Consider the following 25,835-nt stretch of genomic DNA (forward strand, 5'->3'; position numbering starts at 1 on the left):
GTTTTGAGGCTATTCTCAGAGCCGCGATTCCAGGCCGTGTTAATTGTCGCACGCGATTGTGTCGAAGGAAAGGATTCCCGACCCGACACACCGGCGAAAAATCTTAGCGGCGCGTCTTCCTATTCATTCGGCCTAATCCAAGTAGCTCGACCCAACGTGCGGCCGAGCAACATCACCCACTTCACCAACCACGACGGTTTCGACAGAGAGATTCCATGGCGAACAAAATGGTTTATTACTTCGGCAAAACAAAGACCGAAGGCAAAGGCAAATCCAAATCAATTCTGGGCGGGAAAGGATTGAACCTAGCCGAGATGACTTCGATCGGCTTACCGGTCCCTCCCGGATTTACGATCACGACTGAAGTCTGCGATCAGTACATCAAGGGCGGCGAAAAACTTCCCAAGGGCTTGATGGAAGAAGTCAACAAAGCCGTCAAAATCATGGAGAAGGAGCTGAAGAAAAAATTCGGCGACGATTCCAACCCGTTGTTGTTCAGTGTTCGCTCCGGTGCTGCGGTCAGCATGCCGGGCATGATGAACACGATTTTGAACTTGGGCTTGAACGACGTTTCAACCGCTGGTCTTGCCAAAGCAACCAAGAACGAACGTTTTGCTTACGACGCCTACCGTCGTTTGATCAACATGTTCGGCGACGTTGTCATGGGCATGGACCACCATCAGTTCGAGGTCGCTTTTGACAAGGTCAAGAAGAAGTACAAAGTCACCGAAGACACCGAAGTACCTGCCGAAGGTTTGAAAGAACTTTGCGAGGCGTACAAAGCTGTCTACAAGAAACACTGTAAGGAAGAATTCCCGCAGGATCCTGTCAAGCAACTTGAGCACGCTATCAAGGCTGTGTTCGGTTCTTGGAACACAACACGTGCGGTTCGCTACCGCGAGATCGAAGGCATCCGTGGCTTGCTGGGAACAGCTGTCAACGTTCAGTCGATGGTCTACGGCAATATGGGTGACGATTCGGGAACAGGCGTTGCCTTTACCCGAAACCCAAACACTGGCGAAAACAAGTTCTTCGGCGAATTCCTGATCAATGCTCAGGGCGAAGACGTGGTGGCTGGTATCCGCACACCACAGCCTGTTGCTGAAATGCCAAAGTGGAATCGCCCGGTTCACAAAGAACTATTGGCGATCAAAAAGATCTTGGAAGATCACTACACGGAGATGCAAGACATCGAGTTCACGATCGAACGTGGAACGCTGTTCATGCTTCAAACGCGTACCGGAAAACGCACCGGAGTTGCAGCGGTCAAGATCGCTTGCGACATGGTCAAAGAAAAATTGATCGATCAAAAGGAAGCCGTCATGCGGGTTCCTGCGAACGACCTGACTCAACTGTTGCTGCCTAGTTTCAAGCCAACCGCTCGTAACGCAGCCGACGTGCTGACTCGCGGTTTGCCTGCTTCGCCAGGTGCTTCGGTGGGCAAGCTTTCCTTTACCGCCGAAGACGCACGTGAACGTGCCGAAGCTGGCGAAAAAGTCATCTTGGTTCGCCAAGAAACGAGCCCAGAAGACGTCGACGGCATGAACGCTGCCGCTGGTATTCTGACCAGCACCGGCGGCATGACCAGTCACGCTGCGGTTGTCGCACGTGGTTGGGGAAAGTGCTGCGTAGCAGGTGCCGGCGAAATCGAAATCAACGCCAAAGGCCAAAAGATCAAGGTCAACGGACGTACGTTCGGCCCCAAGGACATCATCAGCTTGGACGGCACCACGGGAGAAGTCATCTCCGGTGAAGTCGAAACGCAAGAGCCAAAGCTGTCCGGTGACTTTGCCAAATTGATGAAATGGGCTGACGGTTATCGCACCTTGGACGTTCGCACCAACGCGGACTCCCCCAAGGACAGCAAACGTGCCCGCGAATTCGGTGCTCAAGGCATCGGCCTTTGCCGCACCGAGCACATGTTCTTTGAAGCGGACCGAATCATTCACATGCGTGCAATGATCTTGGCTGAAACCGAAAACGATCGTCGTGCGGCTCTGAAGAAGTTGCTGCCGTTCCAACGCAAAGACTTCGAAGGCATCTTCAAAGCCATGAACGGACTGCCAGTTACAGTTCGTTTGCTTGATCCGCCTCTTCACGAATTCTTGCCTCACGAACCGGCCGCTCAAAAAGCCATGGCGAAAGAGCTGGGCGTCAAGCCAGCCGAGATCGTCAAGCGTGCGGAAGCACTGCACGAGTCCAACCCCATGTTGGGTCACCGTGGATGTCGCTTGAGCGTGACGTATCCCGAAATCTTGGAAATGCAAGTTCGCGCGATCGTCGAAGCCGCGATCAACTGCTCAAAGAAAAAGATCAAGGCTCAGCCCGAGATCATGATTCCTTTGGTCGGTACTGCTGCGGAACTGAAAATGTTGCGTGCCCAGGTCGAAGCAACGATCGAAGAAGTTGTTACGCAGAAGAAATTCGCTGGCAAACTGGACATTTTGATCGGTACCATGATCGAAATCCCGCGTGCTGCGTTGACCGCTGACGAAGTCGCCGAGTACGCCGACTTCTTTAGCTTCGGCACTAACGACTTGACTCAAATGACGTTCGGTTACAGCCGTGACGACATCAACACGTTCTTGCCTGACTACTTGTCACAAGACATCCTGCACGTTGATCCGTTCCAGTCGCTGGATCAAACCGGTGTAGGCCAATTGGTCGACATGGGCGTCACCAAAGGTCGTCAGACAAAGAACAAACTGAAAATCGGTATCTGTGGCGAACACGGTGGTGACCCATCGTCGATCGACTTCTGCAACCGAGTCGGATTGGACTACGTCAGCTGCAGCCCCTTCCGCGTGCCCATCGCACGCTTGGCGGCCGCACAAGCAGCTCTGACCCTGAAGAAGAACAGCAAGTAGTTGCCGAACCATAGCGAAACCCGCTAACATCAAAGAGTTCAGGTCGATCCGGCCTGAGCTCTTTTTTTATGCCATTCATCAAATGTTAGCCGCTGCCGCTAGCCACGAGCCTTTCACCGGCATAGCCGTGTGAGCGGGGCCTGTGGCTAGCTTCAGCGCCTGACTCCAGCGTCTGGCCGATCTGAACCAAGCTAAGAGTCACCCATGACCGATATTCACGCCAAGTACAGCGAAGTCGAAAAGCTAATTGACGACGAGAAGTTCGAGGAAGCCATCACCGGCCTCAACGAAATCGTCGCCGAAGACGAATCGTTCGTCCTGGCTCATTTGGCCCTCGCTCGCGTTTACACCAAAACCGGCCAACACGATTTGGCCATCCAGCACGGCGAAAAAGTCGTTGAACTTGAGCCTACCGATTCGTTCAACTTCACCGCACTGAGCGTGACTTACCAGAGAGCCTGGGCTGGCACGCAAGAGCAGCAGTACATCCAGAAAGCCGAAGACGCGATGGCCAAAGCCCAGATGATTCAGTCGCAGAGCTAGTAGCGAAATTCGCTACCGGGCTAGCCGCCAATCCCGATGCTGACGTGGCCGCGATGGCTTCAACGCGACGTGCGACGTGAAGCGAAAAAGACTTCGGTCCGGCGATGGTTTTCCATTGCCCGACACACGTGGCCTTTACGCAACGATTCACCTTCACACATCAATTCGCCATTTCACATCGATTAGGTGGCCACCACTTGGCCGTCCTTGATGTAGATCGTTTGCTTGGCTTGGTCGGCGATGTTTTGGTCATGCGTGACCACAATTAGCGTTGTACCGTGCTGGGAATTGAGCTCGCTGAGTACTTTCATGATGTCGATGCCGCTTTGGCTGTCCAAGGCTCCGGTGGGTTCATCGGCCAAGACCATCGCAGGACTATTTGCCAGGGCACGCGCGATAGCAACCCGCTGCCGCTGACCGTTCGACAACTGCTTTGGCAAATGGTTGACACGATTCGCCAACCCGACCTGCTCCAACAACCGCTTGGCGTGCATGATTCGCTGCTGAGAATCACGCGATGTTTCGAACATGGGGATCTGCACGTTTTCCAGCGCCGTCAAATTCGGTAGCAGGTAAAACGATTGAAACACAAACCCGATCTGCTGCGAACGCAATTGATCCAAGTTCGTGTTTGATTGGATCCTTTGACCGCTAAACAAAACATCACCCGTCGTTGGTCGATCCAACGCTCCGATCATGTTTAGCATCGTTGACTTGCCGCTTCCGCTGGGCCCCATGATCGACAGAAAGTCGCCCCGGGCAATGTCCAGCGAAACGTTGTCCAAAGCTTTGACGTTTCCTTCGGCATAGTGTTTCGTTACGCCGACCAGCGACACAATCGGGCTATCCGAGAGCATTGTCGTATTTGCTTGCGTACCGACTTCGCTTGCTTTCGTCATCAGGAATCCTAGAATCAGCTCTCTGCAATCAGGTCTGGCATTCGTTTACTCATCACACGCTTCACAGCAAACCATGCAATTATTGTCTGCCAAGTCTATCGCATTCGTGTTAGGGATGCTGGCCGGTTCAGCGATTTGCGCGTCGGCTCAAGACAGTGCCACGACCAATTTGCAGTCGCAGCAAAACGCGTCGGCGACTCGCAAACCGATCACGCTGATATCGTCGGGCGTCAAGTATCCAGCCGCAGACGTTGCATCAGGCAATTGGAACCGCGCGATCCTGCTTTCTAATTCTAAAATCGTCAGCGGCGACATTGAAAAGCTATCCAGCGGCATTCGCGACGCTGCGACTGCGTTTTCACTGACGATTCTGGCGACCGTCTCGCCTCCGCAGCAACCCGGTGGGCAGTACGTTCTTCGCAACGTGGGCGTCGGCTACAGCGTTCCGATTCGTGGCGTCCCCACCATCGTGACCGAATCCACCGCAAACGAGCTTGGCGGCGGGCTGGGATTCATTTCTCGCAAGATCCTTGGATCCAGCGTGACGGAATTGGCGCAAGTCAACACGATCGTCCAGACCACAACGCTGCTAGTGTTCGATGCTCCTTCGGTGATGCTGCGAAACGGCAAACACTTGAAACTAGTCACCCGTCACATGATCTGGATTGATCCGGTAACGGGCGAAGGCGCGACGATCGTTTGGTTACTAGGAAACAACGCCCAAGGCCAACTAACGCCTGTTAATGAACCACTCAGGCTGTTCGCCCATGGCACCAAAGAAAGCAAACGCATTCACGTGGATGGAAACGAGTTTTCGCTGCTCGGCTTTCCAAATGAAAAAGCGTTTGCGTTGGAAGATCTGCCTCCCGGAAAGAAAGTGCCGTGGACGCGAGAGCTTGCGGCAATCGCTGCGTTGCCGAAATACAGCCTCCAGCAAATTCCCGAACTATCGCAAAAAATGAACGACGCGATTGCCGCCGCTCAATGAGCAAACTGACGATCCTGGACGGTCCGGTAGGGACACAGCTAGACGCTCGCGGCATTTCAATCGACGGCCCCAAATGGAGTGCTGCGGCAATTGCACAGCAGGGCAACGTCATTGCCGACATCCATCGCGACTACGCCGCTGCGGGCGCGACGATTCATACAGCCAATACGTTTCGCACCAAACGACGTTCGGTGGGCGATCGCTGGAAACAGCTGACTGCCGCGGCGATCCAGATGACGCGCCAATTGATCGGCACAGAAATGCGAGTCGCAGGCAGTATCGCGCCGCTACAGGATTGCTACCGCCGCGATTTGTCGCCTGCCGATTCCGATCCGAAAACCACAGCGATTGAACACCGCGAAATGGCGATGGAGCTGGCACAATGCGGTTGTGACCTGCTGCTGTGCGAAACGTTTCCGCACCCAGGCGAAGCATTGATCGCAGTCCAGCAAGCCGTGCAGACAGGCAAACCGACGTGGCTGTCGCTCAGCGCCGGGCCGGACGGTGACTTGCTGACGCCCGCCGAAGTCGCACAGTGCGCTCGACGGGCGGTCGACGCTGGCGTCGAGGCGGTTTTAGTAAATTGCATTGGTGCAACGTGGACGCTGCCGTTCGTCGAAGCGATCGCCAGGGCCAATCTTGGCGTACCGATCGGCGCCTATGCCAATGCGGGGCGGACCAGCGAATCGATCCCGTGGAATGACTCAAGTGACAAGAGCACCGCAGCGTATCGAGAGCTAGCGAAAACGTGGGTCGACGCCGGAGCAACGATCCTTGGCGGCTGCTGTGGCACGACGCCAGCGCACACTGCCAGCTTACAAAGCCTGACTACCTAGACGACCGAAAGGCAGCCACGCAGGACCGTGACACTCCACCAGCGTCACGAGAACCAATTACTTGGTGCGCCTGGTCAACGTTCGCACGGCAGTTCGCGGCGGCTGAACATTTACATTCGGTTCAGCAGCGCGGGACGGCAAAGTAGTTCGTGCCGCAACGCCGGCGATCACTTCAGCGAATTGCTTTTTCGTCACATCGTCAACTTGAGGCAATCGTCCTGCAACGTCGACCATCGCGGGCGGGTTTTTCGCCGAAGCCTGGGAGACTTGCCCAATGAACCTGGCCGTCTCAGTGAAATTGCTATCCGCCGAACGACCGATCACCCCGCTCAAAGTTCTGACGATCAAGTCGGTGCCGATGCCATGAAACTGAACAAACACGTCCAGTGTTCCGGTAACGGTTGTCGAACCGCTCGCCGATTTCGCGTAGCCACTGCGAAGCACAAAGACGCCGCTCCCTTTGATCGGCTTGGCAGTCATCTTGCCGTCGTACATTCCGTCCGCGACGAAAATGTGCAGGTTCGAATCGCCATAGATCAAGTCCACCGTGCAAGTTGTGCCGGCACCGTCCTGGGCTTCCAACTGATACTTGCCCGTCCGTCGGGTTTGGACTTGGGTGATCCCCATTAAGTCCCATAACCCCACAAGCGTTTCGCTATTGCGCGTCAAGAATAAGAACATGTCGCGATCACAATCGATTGCCTGGGTCGGAAGTCGTCGATAAATAGTCGGCGATTTCGCAATCGAAGTGATGCGTTTTCTTGCTTGAGGCGTCAGGCGATTCATCGGCAAACTAGCCAACACCTGCTTGCGCTGCGAACTGCTACTGAGTCCGGAGAACGGGTTGCCAATCGATTTTGGTTCGGCGGATTGGCTAGAAGAGCAGCAGGAAAGGTTCAATCCAGCGCCCAACAATGCTGGGATCAGCAATGCAAACACGACGGCTCTCAGGCCACGTGCAGACGTATTGATCGAACCTACCGCCACCGAAGTCCCCCGACCGGTTGTAACTGTGGCCACCACCACAGAGCGCTATCCCAGCGGCAATCTGCTACTTGGGGCACTTGGAATATCTATTCGGCGTTTGGTTCGCCATTGTTAAGAAAAACAACGCCCGGGAAACAGAACCGCCGCGAGTTCATCACCAAGACCGCTAATTTGCCAATCGTCCAGGACGAATTGCCCCGACTCGACACTTCCGTTTGTTTTCCGATAATCAGGGAGCGATATCAAACATTTGCTGCGACGCCAGTAAACCGCCGGCGCGAGCCACAGTCCCACTGAAGCTGATAAATCACCGCAAAAAGCCCTGTGCCAAGCGATATCAGTTCCCCCAACCACCTCCTAACGAAATCCAAGCATGGCCAAAAAGACAATTGACGACATCGACGTTGCTAGCAAAACCGTTCTGATGCGTGTCGACTTCAACGTCCCGTTGAGCGAAAACCAAGACATTACCGACGATCGCCGAATCCGCATGGCATTGCCTAGCATCAAAAGCGTCATCGATCGTGGTGGACGAGTGATTTTGATGAGCCACCTGGGTCGCCCCAAAGGCACGCCGGAAGCGAAATACTCGCTCGCCCCCGCCGCCAAACGCTTGGGCGAATTGCTGGACAAGCCGGTGGCGTTTGCGACGGACACGGTCGGTGAAGACGCACAAGCAAAAGCCGCGGCGTTAACTGATGGCAACGTCCTGGTTTTAGAAAACCTCCGATTCAACGAAGGTGAAAAAGCCGGGTCGGCCGAATTTGCTGGCAAGCTGGCTGCGATGGCCGACGCTTACTGCAACGACGCTTTTGGAACCTGCCACCGTAAGGACGCGTCGATGGTCGCTGTTCCCGAAGCGATGGCTGGCAAACCTCGCGTGGTCGGTCACTTGGTCGCCAAAGAGATCGCGTACTTGAGTGACGCGATTGGAAATCCGGGCCGCCCGTTCGTGGCGATTTTGGGTGGTGCCAAAGTCAGCGACAAGATCAACGTCATCAATAACTTGCTGGGGATCTGCGACGCAGTCCTGATCGGCGGAGCCATGGCATACACCTTCTCGTTGGCACAAGGCGGCAAGGTCGGCGATAGCTTGGTCGAAAAAGACAAAGTCGATTTGGCCAAAGAACTACTCGCCAAAGCCGGCGACAAACTGCACTTGCCTGTCGACACTCACTGCGGCGACGACTTCGGTGACATTGCCGGTTGCAACAAAGTCGTTGTCGCTGCGGGCGAAATCCCCGACGGCATGGAAGGTTTGGACATCGGCCCTGAGACGGCCAAGAATTACTGCGAAGTCATCAAGAATGCCAAGACGGTAGTTTGGAACGGGCCGATGGGCGTGTTTGAAAAAGCACCGATGGACGCCGGCACACGAGCCGTCGCACAGGCGGTTGCTGATAGCGATTCGACCAGCATCATCGGCGGTGGTGATAGCGCTGCTGCTGTCGATCAGATGGGCTTCGCCGATCAAGTCAGCCACGTCAGTACCGGTGGCGGTGCAAGTCTAGCGATGCTGGAAGGCCAAGCGTTTGCAGCAGTTGATTTGCTGGACGATGCTTGATCCACTCTCGTTGCCGATCACTTGAACTTCAGTCTGCACCTGAATCTTTAGGAATCAGAAAGAGTTGAAGTTCAAGGTGCGGCAGCAGTGTAAGACCAGTTTTTCGATTGACGCGAGCCCGTACAAAAAGAACACGCTATGACCGCGGAAGACAAACGGCTGCTCGCAAGCAGGAAACGTGAAGAGAACTGGCAACGCTGGGGGCCTTACTTGTCGGAACGACAGTGGGGAACCGTTCGCGAAGACTACAGCGAAGGCGGCGATGCGACGTGGAGCTATTTTCCCCACGACCACGCTCGCAGCCGCGCGTACCGCTGGGGCGAAGACGGGCTGCTGGGCATCTCGGATCGCCAATGCCGACTGTGTTTCTCAGTCGCAGTCTGGAATGGCCGCGACCCGATCTTAAAAGAACGTCTGTTCGGTGTAACAGGGCCGGAGGGCAACCACGGCGAAGACGTCAAAGAGTGCTACTACTATCTCGATAGCACCCCCACGCACAGTTACATGAAGGGGCTCTACAAATACCCGCAAAGCCGGTATCCGTACGAAGACCTGGTCGACGTCAACAAGCATCGACCGCTGTCGGAATTGGAATACGAACTGTCCGACACGGGGGCGTTTGACGAATCACGTTACTTTGATGTTCAAGCGGAGTATGCCAAACCCAGCCCCAACGACATTTTGATTCGTTTGACGATCACCAACCGAGGTCCGGTTGCCGCGGTCGTTCACCTGCTGCCTCAGTTGTTCTACCGCAACACGTGGACCTGGGAGTGCACGGACGAAGGCTGCACGATGCCGCCGACGATGCAGTTGGTCGATGGCGTCGTCAAAACACATCACGAAACACTGGACGAATTTTGGTATGCCTGCGATCAGCCCGAAGCGATGGGCGGATGGCAGTGGTTGTTTACCGACAACGAAACAAACCAGCAGCTGCATCCCGGTTTGCCCAGCGAATCAGAGTTTTCCAAAGACGCTTTCCACCGGTACGTCGTCGAAGGCGAAGTGAAAGCAGTCAATCCCAAGCAGAAAGGGACAAAATGCGCGCCCTATGGTTTTCAAAAACTAGAAGCGGGACAGTCGACCGTCGTTCGCTTGCGGCTCACCAGCAAAGCCGACTCGTTTATTACAGAAACTTGCAACAGCGACACCAAACATTTTCACGACCAGGCATTTGGCGAATCGTTTGACCAGGGTTTTCAATCGCGACTAGATGATGCCAACGAATTTTACGCACAGCGGATTCCGGATTCTCTATCGTCCGACCGGCGTTCGATCATGCGGCAAGCGTACGCCGGTTTGTTGTGGACCAAACAGTTCTACCACTATTCGGTCAACAGTTGGCTGGACGGCGACCCCAATGGTGTTCCCGCGCCCGAGGCTCGCAAATCGGGACGCAATGCCGACTGGCGACACTTGTTCAATCGCGATGTGATATCGATGCCGGACAAGTGGGAGTATCCATGGTACGCCGCGTGGGACTTGGCGTTTCACATGGTACCGATGGCGCATCTGGACAATGAATTTGCCAAACAGCAGATGATCTTGTTCCTGCGGGAATGGTACATGCACCCGAGCGGCCAGATCCCCGCCTACGAATGGAATTTGGGCGACGTCAACCCGCCGGTTCATGCCTGGGGCGTTTGGCAGGTTTACAAAGCCAGCGGACCGGCCGGCCAGCGCGATCGCGTTTTCCTGGCAAAAGCGTTTCAAAAACTGCTGATTAACTTCACGTGGTGGGTGAACCGAAAAGACCCCCGTGGCCGCAATATTTTCTCCGGCGGATTCTTGGGCTTGGATAACATCGGAGTGTTTGACCGCAGCAAACCGCTGCCGCAAGGTCACCTGGAACAAGCCGACGGCACGGCTTGGATGGCCTTTTACTGCGGCGGCATGCTGCGAATGGCGATGGAATTGGCCGAAGACAACGAGGCCTACGGAGACATGGCCAGCAAGTTTTTTGAGCACTACGTTGCGATCGCCGAGGCCATGAACAGCATGGACGGCACAGGTTTGTGGGACGAAGAAGATGGTTTTTATTACGACCATCTTTTCGTCGACGGCAAATCCATTCCCATGCGAGTTCGATCGTTGGTAGGACTGCTGCCGCTGATGACGGGTGTCCTGCTGGACGAGGAGGAGATCAACAAGCTGCCTGGATTCAAGCGCCGGATGAAGTGGTTCCTGGACAACCGCGACGACTTGAGTAAACACATGACGTACATGGAATGCCAGGATGACGATGACCCGAAAAAAGGCCTGCGCCTACTTGCCATCCCGTCGGAAGATCGATTTCGCCGACTGCTTGCTGTGATGCTGGACGAAGACGAGTTCTTATCGCCCTATGGAATCCGGTCGCTGTCAGCCGCACACCGCGACGAACCATACGTGTTTGAATTTGGCGGGCAAAAGAACGAAGTGCATTACGTTCCGGGCGAGAGCGAGACACGGATGTTCGGCGGCAACAGTAACTGGCGTGGTCCTATCTGGTTCCCAACAAACTTCTTGTTGATCCAATCCCTCAAGCGATACCACGCTTACTACGGCGATAGCTTTCGAGTCGAATGTCCAACGGGCTCTGGTAATCGCATGACACTGATGGAAGTCGCGCAAGAACTCGAGCGACGTCTGATCGCATTGTTTGAGATCAACAAAGACGGACAACGTCCGATTCATGGCGAAGACAAAACTTACGCCGAGGATCCCAACTGGGACGAGCTTGTTCTGTTCTACGAATATTTCCATGCCGATTCAGGACGTGGACTGGGAGCCAGCCATCAAACCGGCTGGACCGCCCTGGTCGCATCAATGCTTCGCAGCCAAGCAAAGCTGCCAAAGCACTTGCCAATCGATAACTCGTAGTCCGCCGTCGCAAAATCAAAAGCGGCGATCTCGGATGCAAATGAGACGCCGCGCAAACGATCGAACTGCGTTTTAGTGGCCGACTGTTTCACGCGGAATTTGCGATGGCGTTTCCGGCGAATCGGTTTCGGGCGCGGACGGCGTCGGTTGCGAAGGCTGGGCGTGCTTCTGATCTTTGCGAATCGTTAATTGTCGATTCACCGGCACAGCGGCTCCGTACTCAATCTTTGATTCCCTGGGAATCGAAAAGAAAACTCGTCTTCGGCGTTTGCACCACGGACACCCAAAAGCAGCTCGCGCGAACAGCATTCTTTCAAAGAAAGTTCGACGTACACGATCGAGATTGACGCCGCACTTGCGACATCTCAGCTTCCGTTTTTGCAGATACATATGAGTCCTCGTTTCGTCGGAGCGCTCCGGAGAATAGGCCTGTATTTTAGTTCAAACATTCGACAAGCTTTCAAACTATTTTAGCCTTTCCCACAGACGGCTGTAGGTGAACGAGTGATAACAAACACCGTAGGACGGAATCCCGGCTAACAAAACGCCTCTACGAACGTAGTTCACACCCATCGCACCTAGCGTTCCGATCCAAGGCGTTCCGATCCAAGCGACAGAACTTGTAGCCACAAGAGGGAGGTGGCGATTCAATGCATTGAATTAACGCCTTGCCGACCGGTCACCGGCCTGGAATGGCAATCACGGCACAAGCAGACGGTAGGCCACTTAGCGAGCACAGACTGAGGCGTCGAATTGACCGCTAAATCGTTTTGCGAATCGCGTCGACCACGGCAGATTCATCCACATCACCGACCAAATCGACGCTGCCGATTTTGGTGGGCAAGATAAATCGCAGCTTTCCGTGCGCAACCTTTTTGTCTCGTTTCATCACCGGCAACATGGCGTCCGCGTTTGCGTCGTCAAACACAATCGGCAGTCCGCAATTTTGCAGCAGGGCCGTTTGTCGGTCCAGCAACTGCTGTCCGCAGAGCTCCAATTCGATAGCCAACCGCGCAGCCATTTGCATTCCGATCGCAACGGCTTCTCCATGCATCAGCGTTCCGTAACCGGCAGTCGCTTCGATGGCGTGAGCAAACGTGTGTCCGTAATTCAGAATCGCTCGACGACCACTGGTTTCACGTTCGTCTTCACCGACCACGTTGGCTTTGGACTGACAGCTTCGTGCGATCGCAAAGCAGACGGCTTCGTTTTCGCGATTAATCAGTGCCTGCCAATTCGCTTCCAACCATTCAAAGAAATCGGCATCATCGATAACGCCGTACTTGATCACCTCGCCCAGCCCACTGATGAAATCTCGCTCCGGGAGCGTCGACAACACCTGCGTATCGATCCAAACCAAAGACGGCTGCCAAAACGCTCCCACCATGTTCTTTGCCGTCGGCAGATTGATACCGGTCTTGCCTCCTACGCTACTATCAACCATCGCCAGCAGTGATGTCGGTACTTGGACGAACCGAATGCCTCGCGTAAACGACGCGGCGGCGAAACCTGCCAAGTCGCCAATGACGCCTCCGCCGACCGCGACAACGACGCTGCGGCGATCAGCACCACTGGCAAGCATCCATTGCAGAAGCGTTTCGAACTGCGAAACCGACTTGCTTGGCTCCCCGGACGGCACCGCGTACTTGTCGACACGGACGCCTATTTTTTGCAGTTCATCAGCCAGACCGGTGGCCCATTTTTTGTCGACGGCTTCGTCAGTAATCACCATCACATGCGAAACGTCGCCCAAAGCCTGTTTGGCTGCCGAAGCAAACTTCGCTTGTGCATCCGACTGGATAAAGATGGTGTAGCTGCGATCCGCCAATTGAACTTCAACAGCGGTAGCGTCAGATGATGGGGAATCGAATACCATGTTACTGTGCAGAGTGAGCATTTCCGTAGGACGGCGAACCGAAAGGTTCCCAGTGAGATCGATTAACTTATGACCCCGAATGAAAACGATCCAGACCGTATGACTAAGAGCGAGAATGTTGCCGAAGACGCACACGCTGACAAATACAATGACCCGCGAGCCAAAATCACGCGTCGCGGCGTTTTGATTGGAATCGGCGTGCTTTTGTTTGGCATTCTGGGCGCCGCGGGAAGCATCTATCAACGCAAAACAAAGCTGACTCAAACTCGCAATTTCTGGGGTGACGAAACCGTTCTGGCCCTTCAACTTGCCGAACGAATCAAGATGACGGCTGTCAAAGGAATCGAGTTCGATCCGGTCGAACTGACTGCCACACCTGGTTTGGGACACCTGCGACACGTGCTTTTGGACGAACGCAGCTATCAGTGGGACTCGACCGAAGAGCAGTCCGTAATGAGCAAGCTCCAGGAGCCCGAATCCGCCTGCGTGCAGCTAATACTGACAGACCCAACGGCTCATCGATTTGAAACGGTCCAGCTAATTGTCGACCTTAACGATGGCTGGGTAGGCCCCTCTGATGGTAGTCGATGCGTACAAACAACCAAAAGAGTGCGGCCCGCTTTGGCAAAGTTTCTCAAGACGCTGATCAATGTGCAGCAGAAACGCTACGATTTTCGACAATCCGTCAATCGACCGACATCGATCAATCGGTAGATCGCGAAGAGTACATTCAGGTCGCAAGACCGTTCTTACTAGGTCGCCAATACGACAAAACACAGGCTTTGGGACTCCCACCTTCGATGCGGGCTTACCTATAATTAAGCCAACGCGGCATTGCACCGATGCCACTACGCATCCTGTTCGGATCGCCAGGGCAAGCTGCGTGCATTGCTGATCCCCACAACTCTTCATCATCCTCAGGTTGAACGATGGCATCTTCTGACTCAGGCCCTCTGGACGAAGCCGACGACTTGTTCGCCGAGGACGTCGAAATGGCCAGCGAGGCAGAGACTGACCAAGACGCGGCTTTGTCCGGTTCCGAAGCAGACGAATTGCAACACGATGACGACGATGATTCGGGCAATCGATTTCTGTTCTTACAAGCTGCCCCAGCCTGGCTGGTTAGCACGCTAGTTCATGTTTTGATCTTGCTGATCCTGGGTCTGCTGACCATCGCGGACCCGATCAAGATCGTGAATGTCCTGACCGCCAGTGCTACCAGCGATGACGGTCCCGAAATCGAAGAATTCGCGATCGATGATTCCGAGCCCAATGAGATGCAGGAGGTGAGCGAAGAAATCACCGAACCGGTCGAGATCACCGAACCAGTCGACTTGGCGGAACCGATGGACGTTGTCGTGCCGATGGAAATCGCCACGGTGCCGATCGAGATGACCGATTTTGCTACGGAGATGGCCCCTGCCGCGGCACAGCTTCAGACACTTTCTGCCGCGACGGCCACGCCGATGGGTAGTCGCAACAGTGAAATGAAAAAGAAACTGCTCCGTGAGTACGGCGGCACCGAAAGTAGCGAAGCTGCAGTCCAAGAAGCACTCAAGTGGTTTGCCCGTCATCAAATGCCAAACGGTGCCTGGACACTACAACACAACCTTGTGTGCCGAAACGCGTGCGGCAATCCCTGTGCGGATGTCAAACGCGGCAAACAAATCAATGCCGCCACTGCGCTGGCGCTCTTGCCGTTTCTCGGTGCAGGGCAGACTCACATGGACGGCGAATTTCAGAAAGTCGTTTTTCGCGGCCTGCAGTTCTTGATCGCAAACGGCAAACCGGGCCGAGTCAACGGGTTGCCTGTGATCGACTACCGCGGCCCTGGTGGCAACATGTATGACCACGGCTTGGCCGCGATCTTGCTGTGCGAAGCGTACGCGATGACGGGTGATCCAGCGATCGCCGCACCGGCTCAGGCTGCAATCAATTTCGTCGTCACGGCGCAGTGTCGCGATGGAGGCTGGCGTTACACACCACGACAAAAAGACGGCGGCGACACATCGGTGGTGGGCTGGCAAGTCATGGCGCTCAAAAGCGGCTACATGGGACACTTGGCAGTGCCTCCCGCATCGATCCAAGGATCAATGCTGTTCCTGGACAAAGTTCAGTCGCATGGCGGAGCCCAGTACGGGTACGCCGGACCGTCCGTCAAGCTTCGCAAGGGAACCACTGCGGTCGGTTTGCTTTGCCGAATGTACACGGGCTGGAAAAAAGACCATCCGGCGATTGTCAAAGGCGTCGATGTGCTAAGCAATTATGGCCCGTCCAAAAACGGCACCGACCTGTATTACGATTACTACGCTGCTCAAGTATTGCGTCAGTTTGGTGGCCCCAAATGGGACGCCTTCAACACACAGCTTCGTGATTTCTTGGTGTCCAAACAAGCGCAAGACGGTGGTGCAAAAGGCAGTTGGCACATGACTGACAAAGGTCACTTCAACGAATCCGGCCGACTCTGCCAGACCGCATTTGCGACGATGATTTTGGAAGTCTACTACCGTCACATGCCGTTGTACGCGGACGCAGCTTCGGAAGAAGAGTTTCCCCTATAAAACAGCCGACGCGCCCGCAATTACGGGCGATTGCGCAGCCCCATGACAAAGCGTGAAACGAACCCAACCGTTCGTTTCACGCTTTTTTCGTGCGCCGTTTCATTGTAAATCCTGGCGTTTCATCGATTTTATTGAAAACAAATCTGGCGATTTACAAATCAGCGTTGACAGCCAGCACGGGCGATTGTTAATCCCCATTTAGCTGACACGAATCAACCGAGGTGGTTCCGCGATTAGCCAATCGGTGGAGACCTGATTCCGCTACCATCCATTCAATCAACACCAGTTACATTTGGAAGTCTTTTTCGTAGTCAAACGCTTTGCGGGAATCGTTTGCTGACCAACTTGTTGGTCGAAGCATTTTGCACCTGTTACGACGGTTTCTGGGTCAATCGTCTTAGCAAGTCGCTTCACGGAAAAAACTTCTTTGACGCATCGGGACGTCGTTTACACGGCGTCCCGATGCGACGATACACTGCGGCATTTAAGACGATCGTCGCCTGAGACGATCGTCCTTTTTAGCCGCCCCCCGCCGGTCACTCGAAATGACGATCGTAACCTGTCTCCGCGTTAGAAATGTCGCCGGAACCCTGGCCGTTGCCGTGCTGGCTATCGCTGGCTGTCAACACGAACCCAATTCAAATCCGTCGGGCTCCGCAGCAGCGGCTGCCACGTCCTTTGCAGATCTCGCACGGGCGGCTCTAGCAGATCGCCAAGATCGAATTGAGACCGACCAGATCATCGATGACACAGACTTGGAAATCTTGTCGCAAACACCGCTGATCCAAACACTGATTTGCGATGCTGGCACCATCACCGACCAAGGCATGGAACAGATCAAGCGGCTGCCCGAACTGCAGCATTTACGGCTTCGCCATTCGCCCATCACCGACGATGGAATGCAGACAGTTGCAGCCATCAAGACGCTATGGTTTCTGAATCTCCCTCACAGCGACTGCACCGCCAAAGGCCTGCAACACTTGGCGACGCTGCCAGAACTACGAAACCTGCGAATCGGCTCCAAGCGTCTAAACGCTGATGCGGCCACCAGCGTCGCGGCCATCAAATCACTTCGCAGCGTGCATTTGATCGGCGTCCCCATCGACGACGAGGGACTCAAGGAAATTGCCAGCTTGCCAGAACTGCACTCGCTCTACCTGGACGACAGTGATGTCACAGAAACGGGTTGGCAATGGCTATTCGAGCATGCCCCGTCGCTGCATGTGCACGTTGACCAGCTGCACCACGACCGGGATCCTCACCAGCACTGATTGGCGATCGAAAAGACGGCGGGCCTGGGGAAGCAAAGACAGGCGATTGCGTGCCGTACGAATTTCGCATTCTTCGAGCGAGGTCTGGTAGTCAACACCGCCGCGGCTTCCCAGCACTGCCAACGCTTGCTAGCTTGGCTGGCCACCCAAAGCTGACGCAGCCAAAACTTGACGCAGCCAAAGCAACGCCGTACGAAACTTGACGCGTTACGGAACGTCCTGCACGCTCTCAAGATTGATTTTCGCCTGCGATTCTTCTGCTCTCGCCATCACGGCGATACGAAAAAAGCCGCCACGCTCGATTGAGCATGGCGGCTTTGTTTTTCGGTAAAGACTTGCGCCGTTTACTTGGCGGCTTCTAAGCCAGCTTTCTTTTCGGCAACGTTGCGGTAGTCGACCACGTCCCAAACCAGACCGCATGCACGCAGCAACTTGATGGCTTGCCAAGTGATATCAAATTCCCACCATTTATGACCGTGCTTGGCCATTCGTGGGTAAGCGTGGTGATTGTTATGCCAGCCTTCGCCGTACGCCACAATCGCGACAATCCAGTTGTTACGGCTGTCATCGGTCGTTTCGTAGTTCTTGTAGCCGAACATGTGCGACGCACTGTTGACCATCCAAGTCGCGTGAAGAACGCCAACCAAGCGGACGAACAAGCCCCAGACCAAGAAAGACCATGCCATTGATGTTCCGCCCAACGCGTAACCTGCTCCAAACAGAATGAAGCCAGACAGGATATGCAAAGGCAAGAACAACATGTCCAGGATTCGCATTCCACGTTCTTTGTAGAGATCCGGCACCCAACGTTGCAGGTACGCTTTTCGTTCGCCATTGTGCGTGTGGTAAACCAACCAACCCATGTGACTCCAAAGGCCACCATCGTGAGGCGAGTGAGGATCGCCGTCTTGGTCACTGTGTGCGTGGTGTTTGCGGTGATCAGCAACCCAGTCGAGAGCCGATCCTTCGCCAGCCAGCGTGCCAATGGTTGCAAAGGTGTAGCGGACCCAGTTGTAGGTCTTCATGCCCGTGTGAGTCAGCAGGCGGTGATACCCCAGACAAATGCCAAGGCTACCTGTCATCCAGTGCAGCACAAACATGACAGCCAGGGCTTCCCAAGTGAACGTCAGCGGAGCAGCAATCAGGACGACCAAGTGGGCCAGCCCCAACCAGCCGATCGACCAATAGCTCACGTTTGCACGGCGTTTACGCGCCAACGTTTGAGGAGCTTGTTTGCCGTCGGTCGCTTCGCTTGGTTGCTCGAGAGCGTCCACTGAAGCATCACCGTCTTGCGGCTTGAGCCCATCGCTGGGACGCGTTTTAGTCGGTGAAGAAGTTGAATTGTCGATTACGCTCGCCATAGCGGTCATCCTGTCAGAAGGGCAATTTTTGTCAGCAGCCGACGACAAGTGCGCCGATTGATGACCGTAGTCTACAAATCCCCCATGCTTGCTCTGTCACGACGTCGAATCGCTAATGTAACGCTCGTGTAAAAGATGCTCAAAAGTGCCTCGTCAGACTCCAAATACTTGCACAGACAGCCCGTTTGACTGCGGCAAAACGCCGCCACTGGCTCTTCGTTCGCTATGTCCGGAACAAATTCGCGCCAACGAATCACGTTGGCAGCAAATCATTTCCCCTCAACATCCAATCACTCTCCAAACAAATCGTCCAGCAACGGCAGTTCAGACGGATCCTTGGCTTCCTTCGGTTTGCCTGCCTCACCTTTGCCGTCGTTTTCCGCGTCGGTCTCGCCGAATTTGTAAGTCAAAATCTCATTGCCAATCTGCGCGACCACTCGATCCTGAACACTCTGCACGGTGATCTTGGCGTGTTGTTCGTTCATTCGCGACGGCACCGGTGTTCCGAGTCGCTGGTGAATCGTTTTGCCGTTGCGAACGTCCACTGCTATCGCATCCATTTTTGACTTGCGCGCCCGGGTGTCGTCGATCTTCCAACGCAAACGTGTCAACAACAAGATCGGACTGTCGCCAGGCTGGGACAACGTGCATCCCCATGGTGAATCAAATTCCTTTTTCCAGCGAAGACCGCCATCATTCAACGAATAAGCAAACAGCGCATCGGCCGTCTTATGAAACAACCCTTGCTCGGTTTGCGATTCTTCTCCATCGGCGGCTGTCACCATCGAATCAAGACGCTCCGGAAACACGACAAGCTGACCGTCTAGTTCAACGCCATGAATGGCTTTCAAATCCGCATACTCGCCGATTTCGGCATCAACGATTTCTTTGCCCTTGAGAATATCCCAGACTTTCAATTTGCCCTGAGTGTTCAGTAGCAACAGGTAACGCTGGCTCACGATTTTTCCGAACGCACGCTTTTCGCCTTCGCCGGCTCGGTTGGAACTGTACGAAACAGTATCCAACAGAACCTGCTTCGAAAACGGATTGACGACGCGCAAGTTGTATTTCCAACGATCATCGGTCTCCGAAAAACAAAGCACGTTTTCGCCAGTATCCGCCCAAACAATGCCATGCTCCCATTTTTGTTCGCCAAGATGGCGACCGTCCAAGGCGTCGAAGAACACTACTTTATCCAAAGGCTCGCAAACCACCGCGACTCGTTTTCCATCCGACACGACTGCACCTTGCGGCGGTGCGGTTGAGTTTCGCCAGAGTGTTTTTGAGGTCATCAAATCAATCGCCATCAGGTCGCCACCCTGCAACACGAATACGCGATCACCCAGCATCGTGCCAACGCGAAACTCCCCCGGGACGGCGGACGCGCGAGATGCCGTAATCAGACGCCGGACAAACGACGGCCCAAACTTGGACGACACGCTCGTTCGAGTGATCGCCGTTGAGCTGTCACCACCAAACTTACGCTTCCAGAGCACCGATTCGATGCCTTGGTTGCCCAGGATTTTGTACAAGTCGACTGCTGTCAGTTCACCGCCACGGTGCACGACCATCATCCCGCCGTTGATCTTGGCTTCGCGCTCACCGACTTCGCGTCGCACCGCGCCGCCTGTTGGCATTCCGATCACTCGTCCAACGCGGTCTCGCATCGCCAGCGTACGTCCCCCTTCGGCGATCAACTTCCAACCACGAAACGTTTCGTTGGAAATTACTTCGGTGCTCATCAATCGGCGTTCCGTCTGGATCATCCCCAATCCTTGTTGAGGCGTGGGACTGGACTGCCAGTCCAACGCGACCTTGTCGTCCCAAGTCGGCTGGGCGGATTTTTGCTCGGCGAGCAATTCCATTTCGCTTAGCACTTCCGGAAGGGAGTCCTCGAATTCGCGTTTGTGGATTTTATCGATCAACTTGACCGCATCCTTGACCATCCCGCCGCGCACATAGGCTTGAGTCAGCAATACCAAGTCTTTGGCCGTCAACGAATCAAAAAGTGTCCCATCATTGGAATTGGGCCCAATCACCAAACGTTCCAGTGTCAGATAAGATTCTTCATCAAGCAGCTTTGCCCCCAAAGTCGAAAGGGCGGCGCTAACATCAAACGGTGCAAAATGGTTGATCACGGAAATCAACGACGATTTTGCCCCTTCTAATTTTCGCTCCACGAACTTGCGAACCTGTTCATTGATCGCTTCGATTTGCTTTTCATCGGCAATCTGTTTTACCTCGGCCATTCGCGCGACCACCCAGTTGTTCAAATCGCATTCGCGTGCCGAATCGTTGATCACTTCCTTGCCCGCGTTATCAAGCTGTTCGGTACCGCCCAGTAACTGCGAAAGCTGAATCAAGCGTTTGGCAGCGCTTTCGGGTTCGTCATTTTTGAGCGACGCTTGAATTTGCAACGACAAAAACTCGACCCGTTCGCTGGGTCGATCGATCATCGTATCCAACTGATCCGCCAACGCATCGGATCCCGGCTTGCCTTCACGCAGCAATCCCAACATGGCTGATACCGAAAGCATGTGGACTTCGACACTTTCGGAATCAATCGATCGAGCACGATCGAGCAGCTCCAAAGCATCGGTGCGACGATTGCGTTGAATCAACAACTCGGCCTTGCGCACGAGTGCCTCGAAATCATTCGGGTTTTCGGCAAGCCGCGCATTGACCAACGGTTCCAACGTTTGTTCGCCGTAAGCGACTGCCAGCGACGTGCTGCTTTGCGAAATGATCTCACCGTCGACGGCAACCAAGTTTCCCAACGCAAACTTGGTTGATCGCCGTGCCAACACCTTGCCGTCTTTCAACGAAACGCGAACCAATTCATTGGACGATGCTGGCAGCAGATAGTCATCTTCGCCGAACACGCCTCGACCGACGATCTGTTGACCGATCGCCAGCAGATCTTTTTCTGTGCGCCATACTTCTGCGCCCGTTTCTAGATCGACGGCCAGCATGCGACGCGCCCCCACCAAAATGATTTTTGCGTCGCGAACGCCGGCCAGATAGCGAAGATCTTCGCGTTTGCGATCCCCAAAGTGCCTTGTACCGGTCAACAGATCTAAACACATCAGCGTGTCAGATTCCGCAGGTGTCAAAACCAACGAATTGTCCATCGCGACAGCTGCTCCGTTGTGCCAACGCTGCAACAGTTGGCTGGGGTTCATGCGCCCCGACCGCGACCCAAGCACTTCACGCGGCGTGGAGCGGCGCGCATACGTCACGCCCCAACGCAATGTGCGGTCAACCAAATCAACAGCGACTGTTGCACCGGCTCCCGTTGGGCAGATCAGCAGACCTTCGCTGTACGTCGGTGTTGCACCGGTCACGCGCCGAGCCGCATCGACATCGATGGCTCCCGTTTCGACGGCGACCAACTGCTGTCGCCAAATTTCGTCGCCGGTGGCCGGGTCCAAACAGACCAGCAGAACATCACCGGCCACTTCAGCCATGACGTACAAGCGACCATTCAGTGGCAGCGGCGGGCCTAAGAAAAATGCATCAAACAAACTGGACGCATCATCCGCCCCTTCGCCCAATCGCCACAGCAAACTTCCTTCGGTCCGCAGGTCCAGAGCAACCAGCGTATTGGTCCCCGTGTTGGCCGGACGTGTTCCCCGCATCCCCATTGGGCTGAACGCAACGATCTCGACTTCGTTTAGATCGTCAATAAAAAACACACGTTCGGAATCGCTGGTCAATTGTCCGTAGGGTAGATCGTTCCATACGCGCTGGGCCAGCAACGAATCGCCTTTGACTTGCCCCATCACCGTTGGCGGCGCTTGGTCATCTTCTGTCGATTCATCAATGGAGTACCACGGATAGTTCCAGATGCGTTTGCCCGTTTTGTAATTGACACCGAACAATCGATTCGTTGTTCGCATCAACAAATGCTCTCCGACGCGAATCGGCATCAGACTAGGCGGTGGCAACTGTCCCGACGCGATCAATTCCGACGCGACTTTTTCGATGGTCCTTGCTTCTCCCGGTGTCGAAGTCGTTTCCACTTGCCAGCGAGCGTTGGCCAGTGGCATCTGACCATCGGACGCTTCGTTGCGATTCGGTTTGCCGCCAAACATCGGATAGCTTTTCAAAGTGCCGCCGGCTTGACGTTGTCGCTGCGAAAACTTTGCTTCGATCCAATCGTTGACGGCATCCGCTTTGGGCCATTCGGTTTGGACTTGCCCAACACGCACGGTCCCCGAGCTTGGCAATTCGACGTCTTTCAAGTCTCGACCTGCCAACTGCATCGCCGCGGCATGGATCAATTTCACGGACTGGCCCAAGTGGTTGACCGCCCGCGGCGATACAACCACATCGTCCAACAACAGCGAAGCGGCCAGTGGGTGCCCGTTGAACAGTTCGTGTTGTGCCAGGATTAGCGACGCTTCGTATCCGGCCAGCGTATGAAAGTACTTGCGGCGCACATCACCGACGGCATTCCAGTCGCGCTCGGGTCCGGCTTCTTGAAGTGTCTTGCGAGCAAGCGGCCCATAACGAAGTTCGTAAATGTCGATGGCCGATGCAGGGAGTTCGCCGATCAATCGCCGCGCTCGATTCAGTTTGCTGTCAGAGAACTTGGTCCCGCGGTCGGGCGGGAGAAAAAAGTCTTGACCGGACAAGTCTGAGTCAACCGAATCCAATGGTTCGCGTTGCAACAAGTCGCCCAAACGCACCACCGCATCACTCATGCGGTCTTCGGCGATCGCCCTTTCGGCTTCGCGAAGCTCCTGCTGGATGTACCGGGGTGCTTCGATGAATCGAGCCGACGACATGCCGCGTGTCTGACGCATGATGCCGGCTTGTCCCGACGCCTGCTTGGTTGCCGATGCAACCAGTAAGACGGCGACACAGAAACACACGAACAGCGGTGTTATTCGAGATCGATTAAAAAAGTACAGTGATGGCCAGCAATTTTGATTCACGTTCGCTTGCTCAGTCTCAAAGGAATCTATTTCGAGAACAAATCGGCCCGACCAACGCGACCGTGGCTGCGACCGTTTCCCGACTGGCCCTTATTGTAAGGCTACGAAGCGATTCGTCGCTGGCGAAGAGTGCCAATTTGCGACTTTTGGCCGGCGAATCGGGAAGACACAAACGCGTCGATTCCGCAAATTGCGACAGCGGCCTCATTCGTTCAGAAAATCGCCGCTTGCACGAGCTTAAACGCGTGGATTTCTCTGATGCCGATAAGGGTTGAACAGCAAATAGTTCAGGTGGCGATACAGATCACTTTGGTTCAGCAATTCCGCGTGCTTGCCTTCGCCGACGAGACGCGGGCCGTTGAACAACACAACCCGATCGGCGCCGCGTAACGTTTGCAATCTCCGCGGCAGCATGACAACCAAAGTGCCAGCGTTGACCAATTCACGCAGTGCCATCAAACAAGGGTCTTCCGGCAAATGCTCGGCGGGTGGAGGAGGCTCCATCGCCAACAACACGGGTGGACGATGGATCAATGCCCTGGCAATGGCAATCGCATAAGTCGCTTCGACATCCAGCATCGAATCGCCCGCATTGACGTAGGTGTTCAGGCCTTCGGGAAGTCGCTGCAAACGCTCGTAAACGTGCACTTTCTCCAACGCTTCGACCAGCGTGCTGTTGTTGATCGTATCGTCGCCGCCACGCAAATTTTCGTCCAGGGTCCCGTCCCAGATCGGTCCTGAAGGTTCGATCCACATGACGTTTTTCGCCAAAGCCTGCGGATGCACATCCAGTAATTTGATGCCGTCGACCAACACCATCCCATCTGAAGGGCGGCCGAATCCCATCAACAGTTCCACCAACGCTCGCGCGGAAACCGACTTGGTTCCCAGCAAAGCGACCAAGGAACCAGGCGTCAGATCCAAACTGAGGTGACTGAGAATCGGCTTGCCTTTGGAATCGTTCAGTGTCACATCGCGAATCTCAACCCCGTCACGCAGCCCCGACAATCCGACTCGCTGTTCCGTGGGCGCAATGTCGTCGCTTCGTTTCAAATAGCTGTAGATTTCGTCGCACGCCGCCCCGCTGCTACGCAACTTGCCCGCCAATAGTGAAAGCCGACTGGCCGCCGTTACCGCACCGAACAGCGACAGCCCCAGCACAACCGCCGCTGGCACACTGAGCCCATTGTCGACGCCGAAAAGATTCACCCCCAAGCCCAGGACCAACACGGCGATCGCTACCGAACTGGCAAGAAACAGCAGCGGCCAACTGCGACCGTTTCGGCTGTCCTCGTCTCCCAACCGGCGGTACAGGGCATCCAACTCTGCTTGAAAAGAACGGTCCGCCAAACCTTGTGTTTGCAGTCGAGCCAGCATGGGAGCTTGGCCAACAATTTCAGCCATTCGCTGTCGCGAACGCGGGACTTCCCAATTGCTAATTTCCGTTTGGTCGTCGTGTCGAAGCCGATGATTCAGCTGACGCAGTAGCACGCCACTGACGACGGCCAACAGGGCAAGCCAAACGTTGACCAGCAAAGCCAACGCCACGCAGCCAACTAGCATCAAAACGCTCCGAGGAATCGAGCGATACCAGAGCGAAAGCCCTTGCTGCAATTCGGGCAGCGCTTCGCCAATCAAATGCTGGGCACGAACATGCTGGGCCGCCGCGCCTTCCACTTCTGCTCGCCGCAAACTCTGATTCAGCGCCCTGGTATGCAGCAATTTCACAATCCGCCGCGAGCGACTGTCTGCGGCTCGGCGATGCATCCAAACGGACAGGCAAAAAACCGCCGCCACCAACAGCGTGATGACAACCAGTTCGCTCAATTGAATCAACGCGGCTTGATTGACAAATGTCTCGCTCAAAGGTACGTGCAGGTGAGTTCCCAATCGAACCGGCGATGCATCGATGCCGCGCGAATTAAGAAGCTGAGCGATCAAGCCAACCAGCACAATCAGTACTGGGATCAGCAATCCCGCCAACGCGGCCCAGCCGTAGGCGAGCCAGTGGCCGCGCGATTCGGATTCGCTGCGGGCAGCCGAAAGCGTGCTGATCGAAGGCAAGGCATCAGCCTCAAAAAAGTAGGTGAGACAAGAAACGAAAAGAGCGACAAAGCGAAGTTGCCGTGACCCAACAAGTCCCGATCACACACCCCGCTCGCTCCAACCATGATAGTCGGCGTCGGAACTCCGTGCGCGATCTGGCTGAACGGACACGGGACAGAAACAAGACACAAATAGCGACAACGTCACGCCGCAAGTTCGGTCGCAGCTGCA

Annotated in this window: 16 protein-coding genes; 9 read left to right on the plus strand and 7 right to left on the minus strand. The window is 55.0% G+C overall.

The window, feature by feature from the left end; all coding sequences use genetic code 11:
* The first annotated feature begins 215 nt into the window (after positions 1-215).
* Together ppdK and K239x_RS20700 are read left to right on the plus strand one after the other, a co-directional pair.
* The gene (gene ppdK / locus K239x_RS20695) at positions 216-2,867 is read left to right on the plus strand and encodes a pyruvate, phosphate dikinase (protein ID WP_145420228.1); all 2,652 of its coding nucleotides are present in this window, start codon (positions 216-218) and stop codon (positions 2,865-2,867) included.
* A 204-nt stretch (positions 2,868-3,071) separates the two neighbouring features.
* The gene (locus K239x_RS20700) at positions 3,072-3,410 is read left to right on the plus strand and encodes a tetratricopeptide repeat protein (RefSeq protein WP_145420230.1); all 339 of its coding nucleotides are present in this window, start codon (positions 3,072-3,074) and stop codon (positions 3,408-3,410) included.
* 182 nt (positions 3,411-3,592) lie between these two features.
* Here the strand turns inward: K239x_RS20700 and K239x_RS20705 are convergent, their stop codons facing one another.
* Positions 3,593-4,309: an ABC transporter ATP-binding protein gene (locus K239x_RS20705; RefSeq protein WP_419189218.1), complete on the minus strand. Its 717-nt coding sequence runs from the start codon at positions 4,307-4,309 to the stop codon at positions 3,593-3,595.
* Between the two features lie 73 nt (positions 4,310-4,382).
* On the opposite strand from K239x_RS20705, the gene K239x_RS20710 reads away from it, so the two are divergent.
* Together K239x_RS20710 and K239x_RS20715 are read left to right on the plus strand one after the other, a co-directional pair.
* On the plus strand, positions 4,383-5,297 hold the full coding sequence (locus K239x_RS20710) for a hypothetical protein (protein WP_145420232.1): 915 nt from the start codon (positions 4,383-4,385) through the stop codon (positions 5,295-5,297).
* Positions 5,294-6,133: a homocysteine S-methyltransferase family protein gene (locus tag K239x_RS20715; RefSeq protein ID WP_145420235.1), complete on the plus strand. Its 840-nt coding sequence runs from the start codon at positions 5,294-5,296 to the stop codon at positions 6,131-6,133. Before K239x_RS20710 ends, K239x_RS20715 begins: the two co-directional genes overlap by 4 nt.
* Positions 6,134-6,190: 57 nt before the next feature.
* Here K239x_RS20715 and K239x_RS20720 read toward each other — a convergent pair whose 3' ends face one another.
* Positions 6,191-7,153 carry a hypothetical protein gene (locus K239x_RS20720; protein WP_145420237.1) on the minus strand — a complete coding sequence of 321 codons (963 nt, stop codon included), beginning with the start codon at positions 7,151-7,153 and terminating at the stop codon, positions 6,191-6,193.
* Positions 7,154-7,493: 340 nt separating this feature from the next.
* On the opposite strand from K239x_RS20720, the gene K239x_RS20725 reads away from it, so the two are divergent.
* The gene (locus K239x_RS20725) at positions 7,494-8,684 is read left to right on the plus strand and encodes a phosphoglycerate kinase (RefSeq protein ID WP_145420239.1); all 1,191 of its coding nucleotides are present in this window, start codon (positions 7,494-7,496) and stop codon (positions 8,682-8,684) included.
* A 138-nt stretch (positions 8,685-8,822) separates the two neighbouring features.
* Entirely contained in the window at positions 8,823-11,549 is a 2,727-nt protein-coding gene (locus tag K239x_RS20730) for an MGH1-like glycoside hydrolase domain-containing protein (RefSeq protein ID WP_145420241.1), read from the plus strand.
* 72 nt (positions 11,550-11,621) lie between these two features.
* On the opposite strand, the gene K239x_RS28860 is transcribed toward K239x_RS20730, so the two are convergent.
* Both K239x_RS28860 and aroB read right to left on the minus strand, forming a co-directional pair.
* On the minus strand, positions 11,622-11,750 hold the full coding sequence (locus K239x_RS28860) for a hypothetical protein (RefSeq protein ID WP_419189219.1): 129 nt from the start codon (positions 11,748-11,750) through the stop codon (positions 11,622-11,624).
* A 559-nt stretch (positions 11,751-12,309) separates the two neighbouring features.
* Entirely contained in the window at positions 12,310-13,425 is a 1,116-nt protein-coding gene (aroB, locus tag K239x_RS20735) for a 3-dehydroquinate synthase (protein WP_145420243.1), read from the minus strand.
* 69 nt (positions 13,426-13,494) lie between these two features.
* Between aroB and K239x_RS20740 the strand changes: the two genes are divergently transcribed.
* The 3 genes from K239x_RS20740 (at position 13,495) to K239x_RS20750 (ending at position 17,257) form a co-directional block, all read left to right on the plus strand.
* Entirely contained in the window at positions 13,495-14,139 is a 645-nt protein-coding gene (locus tag K239x_RS20740; protein ID WP_145420245.1) for a hypothetical protein, read from the plus strand.
* A gap of 215 nt (positions 14,140-14,354) precedes the next feature.
* Positions 14,355-15,986, plus strand: coding sequence for a prenyltransferase/squalene oxidase repeat-containing protein (locus K239x_RS20745; protein WP_419189220.1), 1,632 nt, complete (start codon positions 14,355-14,357; stop codon positions 15,984-15,986).
* Positions 15,987-16,531: 545 nt separating this feature from the next.
* Positions 16,532-17,257 (plus strand): leucine-rich repeat domain-containing protein, encoded by a 726-nt coding sequence (locus K239x_RS20750; protein ID WP_145420247.1) that lies wholly within the window; start codon positions 16,532-16,534, stop codon positions 17,255-17,257.
* A gap of 344 nt (positions 17,258-17,601) precedes the next feature.
* Here K239x_RS20750 and K239x_RS20755 read toward each other — a convergent pair whose 3' ends face one another.
* From K239x_RS20755 to K239x_RS20765, 3 genes are all read right to left on the minus strand, one after another.
* Positions 17,602-18,618 carry an acyl-CoA desaturase gene (locus tag K239x_RS20755; RefSeq protein ID WP_419189221.1) on the minus strand — a complete coding sequence of 339 codons (1,017 nt, stop codon included), beginning with the start codon at positions 18,616-18,618 and terminating at the stop codon, positions 17,602-17,604.
* 290 nt (positions 18,619-18,908) lie between these two features.
* Positions 18,909-23,558 carry an outer membrane protein assembly factor BamB family protein gene (locus tag K239x_RS20760; RefSeq protein WP_145420251.1) on the minus strand — a complete coding sequence of 1,550 codons (4,650 nt, stop codon included), beginning with the start codon at positions 23,556-23,558 and terminating at the stop codon, positions 18,909-18,911.
* A 237-nt stretch (positions 23,559-23,795) separates the two neighbouring features.
* Positions 23,796-25,622: an ABC transporter ATP-binding protein gene (locus K239x_RS20765; RefSeq protein WP_419189222.1), complete on the minus strand. Its 1,827-nt coding sequence runs from the start codon at positions 25,620-25,622 to the stop codon at positions 23,796-23,798.
* Positions 25,623-25,835: the final 213 nt, after the last annotated feature.

The sequence above is a fragment of the Stieleria marina genome, assembly GCA_007741555.1.
In the GTDB taxonomy this organism is placed as follows: domain Bacteria; phylum Planctomycetota; class Planctomycetia; order Pirellulales; family Pirellulaceae; genus K23-9.